The sequence below is a fragment of the Nonomuraea sp. NPDC052129 genome, assembly GCF_040680095.1.
Taxonomy (GTDB): domain Bacteria; phylum Actinomycetota; class Actinomycetes; order Streptosporangiales; family Streptosporangiaceae; genus Nonomuraea.
The window spans coordinates 1-2505 of sequence record NZ_JBFAVX010000080.1 but is presented as its reverse complement, the minus strand read 5'-3'; the positions used below and the strand labels follow the sequence as shown (position 1 = coordinate 2505).

The following is a 2505-nucleotide window of genomic DNA, read 5'->3' as shown; positions in this document are numbered from 1 at the left end:
GAGGGCCTCCAGGCGCTGTCGATGCGCCGCGTCGCCGAGCGGCTGGGCGTCGGCACGATGTCGCTCTACACGTACGTGCCAGGCAAGCCGGAACTACTCGACGTCATGCTCGACACCGTGTACGGCCAGACGGGCTACGGCCAGACGGGCTACGGCGAGACAGCCGGGCCGGAGGAATCGCCCGGCGACTGGCGGGCCAGGCTGACGCTCATCGCCAAGGAGAACTGGGCGCTCTACCCATGCGCGTGCACGGCCTGGACGGGCTGCGCGTGGTGGACGCCTCGGCCATGCCCTACGTCACGAACGGCAACATCTACGCGCCGATGATGATGCTGGCCGAGAAGGCGGCCGACCTCGTACTCGGCAACACGCCCCTGCCACCCGAACCCGTCGAGTTCTACCGCCACACTCCGTGATTTCCGTATTGTTCTTCCTCTCCCCCGAAGGGGGTGTCCCTCAAAAGGGACCCCAGCCCCGACGGACCGTCACTCGTGTGACGAAACACCCGGGGAACCATGGTGGCTACCGCGCTACCGGTCCAGGCGCTGGTAGAGGCGGACCGACAGGACGAAGAAGACGGCGGTGATCGCCAGCGGCCAGACGATCGCCATCGTCACCGCGTGCTGGGCGACCCACGAGTCGCCGCCCCAGCCGGGATTGCCGAACAGTTCCCTGGCCGCCGCGACGGTCGACGACAGCGGGTTCCACTCGGAGACGGCGCCCAGCCAGCCCGGCATGGTGGCCGGGGCGACGAAGGCGTTCGAGAGGAACCCGATCGGAAACTCCAGCGTCTGGATGACCGTCACCGCCCCCGGGTCCTTGGTCACCAGGCCGATGTACATCCCCACCCACAGCAGGGCGAAGCGCAGCAGCAGGAGCAGTCCCACGGCCCCGAGCGCCCCGCCGAGGCTCGCCGGGCGCCAGCCCACCGCGAAGCCGCAGGCCAGCAGGCCCGCCAGGACCAGCACCGAGTTGAGCAGGTCGGCGAGGGCCCGGCCGATGAGGACGGCCGAGGGGGCCATCGGCATGGACCGGAATCGGTCGGTCACGCCACGGGAGAGGTCCGTAGTGATCGCGACCATGGTGGCACCGAGTCCGAACAGCATCGTCATGCCGTACATGCCGGGCATGAGGAAGGCGAAGTAGTCGGCTCCCTCCGGCACATCCACGGCGCCGCCGAACAGGTAGCCGAACGCGAGGGTGATCACCACGGGGAACGCGACCCCGAACACGATCGTCATGGGCTGGGCGATCCAGTGGATCAGGTCACGCCGCGCGACCGACCACCCGTCGGCCAGCGCCCAGCGCAGCCGGGTGAGCGGCGGGTCCACAGCGGTCGCGGTCAGGTCGGAAGCTACTGCGGTCATGTCGGAGCTCCTAAGGTCGATTGAGGTCCGAGGCGTTCACTCGGCGATGCGGTCCGTCGGGTTTCCCGCAACGGTGAGGGGTTTCAGGCGGTGGTGAGGCTCAGGAAGACCTCGTCGAGTGTCGGCCTGCGCAGCGCGACGTCCTCGGCCTCGATGCCCGCGGCCGAGAACGCCGTCAGGACCGCCGTGAGCGCCTGAACCCGCTCGCTCACCGGTGCGCTCACATGACGGGTCTCCTCGTCGATCTCGGCGGGCCCGGCGGCCACCCGGCCGACGATGCCGGCGGCCTCGGCCAGCCGCCCCGCGTCCCTGACGACCACGTCGAGCCGGTCGCCGCCGAGCTTGGACTTGAGCTCGCCCGGCGTGCCCTCGGCGACGACCCTTCCGGTGTCGATGACCGAGACGCGGTCCGCGAGCTGATCGGCCTCCTCCAGGTATTGGGTGGTGAGCAGCACCGTGGTGCCGGTGGCGACGAGGGCGCGCACCGCCTTCCACACCTCGCCGCGGCTGCGCGGGTCGAGCCCCGTGGTTGGCTCGTCGAGGAAGAGCACGGGCGGGGAGAGGATCATGCCGGCCGCCAGGTCGAGCCGGCGCCGCATACCGCCCGAGTACTCCTTGACGGGGCCCGGATGCTCCAGGCCGAACGCGTCCAGCAGTTCGGCGGCCCGTCTCCTGGCCGCGCCGGCGTCCAGGTGGTAGAGGCGGCCGAACAGCTCCAGGTTCTGCCTGCCGGTCAGCACCTCGTCCACCGCCGCGTGCTGGCCGACGAGGCCGATGCTCCGCCGTACCAGCCGGGGGCGGGCCGCCACGTCGAACCCGGCCACCTCCGCGCGGCCGCCGTCCGGGCGCAGGAGCGTGGTGAGGATCCTGACGGCCGTGGTCTTGCCCGCGCCGTTCGGGCCGAGCAGCCCGCAGACCGTGCCCTCGGCCACCTCCAGGTCGAAGCCGTCAAGGGCCCTCTTCTTGCCGTACGCCTTGCGCAGGCCCTGTGCGAGCACCGCCGCCATAACGCCTCCTAGAATTCCGTACGCCGTACCGTACAGCATACGATTCAATTCCGGCAACCGTACGGTGTACCGTACGAAGGTGACCATCGAGTACTCCGGCAAGGGCGACCCGGCACGCAGCCTGGCCCTGC

General features: G+C 70.2%; 2 protein-coding genes and 2 pseudogenes. 2 read left to right on the top strand and 2 right to left on the bottom strand.

Annotated elements, in window-relative coordinates; all coding sequences use genetic code 11:
- Window positions 1-234 (top strand): annotated as a pseudogene (locus AB0L53_RS59215) (TetR/AcrR family transcriptional regulator); the annotation flags it as partial.
- A gap of 8 nt (window positions 235-242) precedes the next feature.
- Window positions 243-416: pseudogene (locus tag AB0L53_RS59210) on the top strand (GMC oxidoreductase); the annotation flags it as partial.
- Window positions 417-530: 114 nt separating this feature from the next.
- On the opposite strand, the gene AB0L53_RS59205 reads toward AB0L53_RS59210, so the two are convergent.
- Together AB0L53_RS59205 and AB0L53_RS59200 are read right to left on the bottom strand one after the other, a co-directional pair.
- Window positions 531-1367 carry an ABC transporter permease gene (locus tag AB0L53_RS59205; RefSeq protein ID WP_364015882.1) on the bottom strand — a complete coding sequence of 279 codons (837 nt, stop codon included), beginning with the start codon at window positions 1365-1367 and terminating at the stop codon, window positions 531-533.
- A gap of 83 nt (window positions 1368-1450) precedes the next feature.
- The gene (locus tag AB0L53_RS59200; protein ID WP_364015885.1) at window positions 1451-2374 is read right to left on the bottom strand and encodes an ATP-binding cassette domain-containing protein; all 924 of its coding nucleotides are present in this window, start codon (window positions 2372-2374) and stop codon (window positions 1451-1453) included.
- Between the last annotated feature and the right edge of the window lie 131 nt (window positions 2375-2505).

Excerpts from the sequence above, each read along its gene's own strand:
- AB0L53_RS59205 (WP_364015882.1), bottom strand. The coding sequence starts at position 1,367 with ATGACCGCAGTAGCTTCCGACCTGACCGCGACCGCTGTGGACCCGCCG.
- AB0L53_RS59200 (WP_364015885.1), bottom strand. The coding sequence starts at position 2,374 with ATGGCGGCGGTGCTCGCACAGGGCCTGCGCAAGGCGTACGGCAAGAAG.